This is a genomic window from Pseudomonas sp. 5.2 (assembly GCF_059025405.1).
Genome location: NZ_JBYBHH010000018.1, coordinates 133,190 through 139,679, shown reverse-complemented (window position 1 = coordinate 139,679; position 6,490 = coordinate 133,190). Strand labels below are relative to the sequence as shown.

The following is a 6,490-nucleotide window of genomic DNA, read 5'->3' as shown; positions in this document are numbered from 1 at the left end:
CATTTCGCAAAACCCCTATCTGCGCGAGCAGGTAGGGGTTTTGTCTTTCTGCCGTTTATAACCGCAGATCCGCTGTCTCCAGGCAAAGATGTTTTGTCCGTCCTGTACCTCTTCAAACGCGCTCAAGGGTGCGACAATTAATCCTGTTCGCGCACGTGACTTTGCCCTGCCTAACCTGCGTCAAGACTTAGGTTCGGGGCACCCTCGCGCCCGAATAGAGCGATGCCAGCGTGCCGTGCTGCGCATTTATGGACTTTCACCGTCCTATCACTTGAGGTAGAGAGCAAGATGGCTAAGGCCGCCGATGTCGTTGTGCAATGCCTGGAAAACGAAGGTGTCGAGTATGTGTTCGGCATCCCTGGTGAGGAAAACCTCGACCTGCTGGAATCCCTGCGCAAGTCGAAGATCAAACTGGTCCTGACCCGCCACGAACAATCTGCGGGCTTCATGGCCGCCACCTATGGCCGCCTGACCGGCAAGACCGGCGTCAGCCTGTCGACCCTCGGCCCTGGCGCGACCAACCTGGTCACCGCCAGTGCATACGCCTACCTCGGCGGTATGCCGATGATGATGATCACCGGCCAAAAGCCGATCAAGAAGTCCAAACAGGGCCGCTTCCAGATCATCGATGTGTGCGGCATGATGGCCCCCATCACCAAGTACACCCATCAGTTCGCCTCGGCCGACAACATTCCTTCGCGCATGCGTGAAGCGTTCCGTCTGGCTGAAGAAGAAAAACCAGGCGCCGTGCACCTGGAACTGCCGGAAGACATCGCTGCCGAGCAGACCGATGCCATGCCGATCCCGCGCAGCCTGCACCGCCGCCCGCTGGCCGAGCACGTGGCCATCGAAGCCGCCATCGAAAAACTGCGCACCGCACGCAGCCCGATCCTGGTGATCGGTGCCGGCGCCAACCGCAAGATGACCGCCAAGGTCCTCAAGCAGCTGATCGACAAGACCGGCATTCCGTTTGTCACCACCCAGTTGGGCAAGGGTGTGGTCGACGAGCGCAGCCCGCGCTTCCTGGGCAACGCCGCGCTGTCGTCCGGTGACTTCGTCCACCGCGCAATCGAAGCGGCCGACCTGATCATCAACATCGGCCACGATGTGATCGAGAAGCCGCCGTTCTTCATGGTCCGTGGCGGCACCGAAGTCATCCACATCAGCTTCCGCTCCGCCGAAGTCGATGCCGTGTACTTCCCACAGGTCGAAGTGATCGGCGACATCGCCAACGCCGTCTGGCAGATCGCTGAAGGCCTGGGCGACACCTCGCACTGGGACTTCACCCGCCTCATGACCATCCGTGAAGCCAACGAAGCGCAAATCGCCGAAGGTGCCGACGACGACCGCTTCCCGGTCTACCCGCAGCGCCTGGTCGCCGACATCCGTCGTGTGCTGCCGTCTGAAGGCATCGTTGCCCTCGACAACGGCATCTACAAGATCTGGTTCGCCCGTAACTACAAGGCCCACAAGCCGAACACCGTGCTGCTCGACAACGCCCTGGCGACCATGGGCGCCGGCCTGCCGTCGGCGATGGCAGCGCACCTGGTGTACCCGGACCGCCCGGTAATCTCGGTATGTGGCGACGGCGGCTTCATGATGAACAGCCAAGAGCTGGAAACCGCAGTCCGTCTGGGCATGCACGTCACCGTGGTGATCTTGCGTGATGACGGCTACGGCATGATCCGCTGGAAGCAGGCCAACATGGGCTTCACCGATTTCGGCCTGGACTACGGCAACCCGGACTTCGTCAAATACGCCGAAGCCTACGGTGCCAATGGCCACCGTGTGGAAAGCGCCGAAGGCTTGCTGCCGCTGCTCGAGCACTGCATCAAGACCCCTGGCGTACACGTGATCGACTGCCCGGTCGACTACAGCGAGAACGACCGCATCCTCAACAGCGAGCTGCGTGAGCGCGCGCTGGCGGTATAAGGCTTAACGGCCTGTTCGCGGGGCAAGCCCGCTCCCACAAGTACTGCACAGTTCCTGAGGGCTGTGCTTACCTTGGGAGTAGGCACGCCCCCGCGAATGCTTTGCGCCAGACACCAAGTGGTATTAATTTAACACCGCGCCTGTCACTCTACGATTCTCCATTCTCAGGTTCCCCAACCCTTGGCGAACACGAGAACATGACGATCGGATCGACTCACAACCACCCCGCACACTTGGCCATTGAGCCGTCATCCCCAGCCCAGCCATGGGCTGCACGTTACCCCAATCCACCCGATCTCTGTTTTGATTACCGCCGGTTGCTCGAGCAAGCGGGAGGTATAGCCCGTGCTACTCAGCCGCATCACCGAATATGCATTATCGGTGCTGGTGTAACGGGTTTGACCGCCGCACGGGAGCTGTTGCGTTGCGGTTTTACCCATATCACCCTGATTGAGCAATCGAAGCGTGTGGGCGGGCGTCATTTGACTGTGGTGAACACGCTTGGGGATCACAAGCACCCCACCACCCCATTACCCGCATTATCAAGTGCGGTAATCAGGGCGTCGGCAATCAATATGTAGGACCCTTCCCTCAATAATTCTTCCTTTTCCCTACGATCTTGTGGGAGCGTCCTGACTGTCGCTCCCAGGCTCAACCCCGCTTTACTGGCGCCCTTCCACAACAAACATAAAAGGAAGCCGCCATGTCTGAACACTGCACCCCTGTCAGCCCCGTGCGCATCGCAGTCATCCAGTATGACCCTCAAGTGGGGGTCGAGCACGGTGATAGCAATGTGAGCAGGGGCCTGGCATTGGCCCGGCGCGCTGTGCGCGAAGGTGCCAACCTGATTGTGCTGCCAGAGCTTGCCAACTCCGGTTATACGTTCCACTCGCGGGCAGAAGCCTATGCCCATGCGCAAACCCTGCACGACGGGCGCAGTGTCCAAGCCTGGGCGGACTTTGCGCGGGATCATCACATCTATCTGGCGGCGGGGTTCGCCGAACGGGATGGGATGAAGCTGTATGACAGCGCCGTACTTTTCGGCCCCGAGGGAATGCTTGGGCACTACCGCAAAGCGCACCTATGGAACCAGGAGAAGCTGTGGTTCACGCCCGGTAACCTCGGCTTCCCGGTGTTCGAAACCCCCATTGGGCGTATCGGCCTGCTGATCTGCTGGGATATCTGGTTCCCCGAAGTCCCCCGCCTGATGGCTGCACAAGGCGCCGACATCCTCTGCAGCCTCAACAACTGGGTGTGGACGCCGCCGCCGCTGTTCGATGAGGCCGGGCGCTGCATGGCTTCTTACCTGACCATGACCGCAGCGCACGTCAACAACGTCTATATCGCCGCTGCCAACCGAATTGGCAGCGAGCGTGGCGGTCGTTTTCTGGGCTGTTCGCTGATTGCCGGCACCAACGGCTGGCCGATCGGAGAAGTGGCAAGCGCGGAAGAGGAAAGCATCCTCTATGCCGATGTAGACCTCAGTGCGGCTCGGTCTGCGCCGATCTGGAACAGCCTCAATGATCTGCCGCGAGATCGGCGTACCGATCTTTATGACCACACCCTCGGTTATCGCCTGCATGCCCCGATGCCGCGCTGAGGAGGCAGAACATGAACGAGATAAGCATCCCGAACAGGCAAAGGCCACCGCTGGTGATATTGGCCTGCCTGACCGTATTGCTGATAGTTAGCCTGGTTTTCGGCCAATGGCCGGACTACGCACAGCTCACCGCCACACTTGATCAACCCTTGAGCCGTTTGCGCTGGATAGTCGGCGACATCAGCGAAGTCGCTTTCTACAAGCACGAGTTGCCGGCTTTGGGCCTGCTGCTGGGGGCCTGTCTGGCGCATTGGGCCGGTCTTCGTGGCTACCGCTGGCAAGGTTTTGCCATTTGTTATGGCACTGGGCTGTGGCCGTGGGTGTTCACCAGCTCGCTGCTCGGCCTGTTGCTCAGCCACGTCTTGTGGGGGTGGACGCTGGCTGGGGGAGGGTGGCAACCGACCTTCGTTGCTTTCGTGTCGCTGCCGGCTGCCATGGTATTGCTGTTTGGCGGAGGCTGGCAGGTGACGATTACCGGGGCGCTACTCGGTGCGCTGCTGGTAACGCCTGCCAGCCTGCTCCTGGTCAATTACCTGTGCATTCCTTTGCAGTTGCCGGTGGTCATCGGCAACGTTGGCGGCATGGCCGTGGCGAGCGTAGTGGCTTTCCTGCTGTGCAAGCGTTTCCCGTCATGGGTGCACCAAGGCAAAAGGCCCGCGGGGTTGCAGCCCGTCACCCGTCAACCTGATTACGGTGTGGTCTGGACCTTTCGACGTGTGTTGGCTGACTTCAGTGAAGCGCCATTTTTCGGCAATGAGCTTGCCAGCCTCGGGTTGTTGCTGGGCCTGCTGTTGGCCTACGTGATTGCGCCTGCCGCACCAGCCTACGGTTCGCAACTGGTCGTGCAGATGGTGGCAGGCCAGGCGCTGGCGTCATTGGTGGGGGTGCTGGTGTGGCGTCGTCAATGGCAGGCGCGTGGCTGGTACCCCACTTACATTCCCATTGTGTCGATCGTTCCGGCTGCCGTGCTGATTCACGGTGGTGACTGGCAGGTTGTGGTAGCCAGCGCGGTACTGGGTGCGCTGGTAGCGCCGCCATTGGCGGTGGCCATCAGTGGCCGGTTGCCAAGCTATATGCATGGCTACATCGGCAATGTCTTGTCCATGGCCTTCAGTACATTGGCGATCGTGCCGCTGGTGGGGCTGATAGGAGGTGGGGCATGACTGAGTCTCCACAGTTGCCTCGGCTGTCGATCGCCAGCCTGGGCGGCACCGTCAGCATGCAGGTCGATACGGTTGACGGTGGTGTAACGCCAACGCTCGATTGTGAGAAGCAACTGTCCTTGCTGCCAGCGCTCAGGCAAATGGCGCACCTCGAAGTGGCGACGCTGGGCATGCTGCCCAGCGCCTCGCTCGGGTTTGTGACGCTGCTTGAAGTACTGGCGTGGGCGCGTGGTCAGATAGCGCGCGGTGCGCAGGCCGTGATGCTCACCCAAGGGACCGATACGCTAGAGGAGACGGCTTACTTCTTCGACCTGCTCTGGCCATTCGATGCCCCCTTGGTGCTGACCGGTGCCATGCGTTCGGCCAGCCAACCGGGCTGTGACGGGCCGGCCAATCTACTGGCGGCCGCGCAAGTGGCGTTAGCCCAGGCCAGTCAGGGGCGTGGCGTGCTGGTTGTGATCAACGACCAGATCCACAGCGCCGCGAAGGTTCGTAAGGTCGCCAGCCTGGCGATGTCCGCTTTCGAGTCACCAGGCAGTGGCCCCGTGGGCGAAGTGGTCGAAGGTGTTGCGCGCTATCACCTCCAGCCTTCACCACGGGAGGTACTGCCACTGCCGCATCGTCTGGATCATCGCGTTGCCCTGTTGGAGGCCTGCCTGGATGCGGACACTGCCCTGTTGCAGGCCTTGCCGGCGCTGGGTTACGAGGGGCTGGTGATTGCGGGGTTTGGTGCCGGGCACGTCTCGGGCGCCTGGTCCGAGATGCTGGGCCAACTCACGCCCGGCTTGCCAGTGATCATGGCTACCCGCACAGGCAGGGGGCCTACGGCGCTGGCGACCTATGGGTTTGTCGGCGGCGAGATCGACCTGCAGAAAAAAGGGCTGCACATGGCTGGGCAACTTTGCCCGCGCAAGTGTCGAGTCCTGCTCTGGCTGCTGATCGGGTCAGGCAGGCAGGCCCTGCTGCCCACGTGGTTGCCACGCTAGCGAAACTGCCCGCAGCCTCGTCGCTGCGGGCAGCCTTCTGGTGCGTGCTGTGCTAGGGTGCGTGCACTTTTGCTTTTCAGGACAACCCCCATGCTCCCCGCGCTCAGCGAAAAAGAACTCGACCGCCTCGAAGACCTGCTGATCACCTACGGCAACGATTATTCGGTACTCAACCTGGCCGAGCTCAATGGCTTTTTTACCGCCCTGGCCAGTTCCCCGATCACCGTCCACCCCGAACAATGGTTGCCAGCCGTGGCGGGTGGCAAAGTGCCGAAATTCAAGAAGCCCGCGCATGAAGAGGCGTACACGGCGTTGATGTTGCGTTACGCCAGCCAAGTGGCGGACGAACTGGGTGACAACATCGATCAGTTCGAACCACTGTTCGAGGAAAATGAAACCGACGATGGCGCTGTGATCATCATGGAAGAGTGGTGCTTCGGCTATATGCGCGGTACCCAGGTCGCCAGCTGGGATGCGTTGCCGCCGGAGCAGGATCAACTGCTCAAGGCCATTTCCCTGCATGGGCTGGAGGACAACTTCGAGTTGCTCGATCAAATGCGTGAAGAGGACATTCAAGCCTGTGTGCCTCAGGTGATCGAGGCGGCACGCCAGTTGTTCAAGTTCCATAATCAGCGGCACTGAGCCGAAGATGCAGCCTATGCACTCCACTGTAAAAGCGGCCTAGCGCCGCTTCTACAAGCATTATTCCGCCAGGCGAAATTATGGTTTCCCCCCAGCACTGATTCTGCTGCCAGTCGAATCGGTCCAACATGGCCTCCACCAGCCCATTCCGGCGCTGACCAGGAGCC

Annotated in this window: 5 protein-coding genes and 1 pseudogene; all 6 read left to right on the top strand. The window is 60.8% G+C overall.

Features of this window, described 5'->3' with window-relative positions; translation table 11 throughout:
- Window positions 1-288: 288 nt before the first annotated feature.
- Window positions 289-1,932 (top strand): acetolactate synthase large subunit, encoded by a 1,644-nt coding sequence (locus tag AC5PZ0_RS23725; protein ID WP_099430237.1) that lies wholly within the window; start codon window positions 289-291, stop codon window positions 1,930-1,932.
- 197 nt (window positions 1,933-2,129) lie between these two features.
- A pseudogene (locus AC5PZ0_RS23720) lies at window positions 2,130-2,462 on the top strand (FAD-dependent oxidoreductase); the annotation flags it as partial.
- Between the two features lie 173 nt (window positions 2,463-2,635).
- Window positions 2,636-3,532, top strand: coding sequence for a nitrilase family protein (locus AC5PZ0_RS23715; protein WP_265969935.1), 897 nt, complete (start codon window positions 2,636-2,638; stop codon window positions 3,530-3,532).
- Between the two features lie 11 nt (window positions 3,533-3,543).
- The gene (locus AC5PZ0_RS23710; RefSeq protein WP_493855844.1) at window positions 3,544-4,695 is read left to right on the top strand and encodes a hypothetical protein; all 1,152 of its coding nucleotides are present in this window, start codon (window positions 3,544-3,546) and stop codon (window positions 4,693-4,695) included.
- Window positions 4,692-5,681, top strand: coding sequence for an asparaginase (locus AC5PZ0_RS23705; RefSeq protein ID WP_493855843.1), 990 nt, complete (start codon window positions 4,692-4,694; stop codon window positions 5,679-5,681). The genes AC5PZ0_RS23710 and AC5PZ0_RS23705 overlap by 4 nt, the downstream gene beginning before the upstream one ends.
- A 90-nt stretch (window positions 5,682-5,771) precedes the next feature.
- Window positions 5,772-6,323, top strand: a complete 552-nt coding sequence (locus AC5PZ0_RS23700; protein WP_027594714.1) for a UPF0149 family protein — start codon at window positions 5,772-5,774, stop codon at window positions 6,321-6,323.
- Window positions 6,324-6,490: the final 167 nt, after the last annotated feature.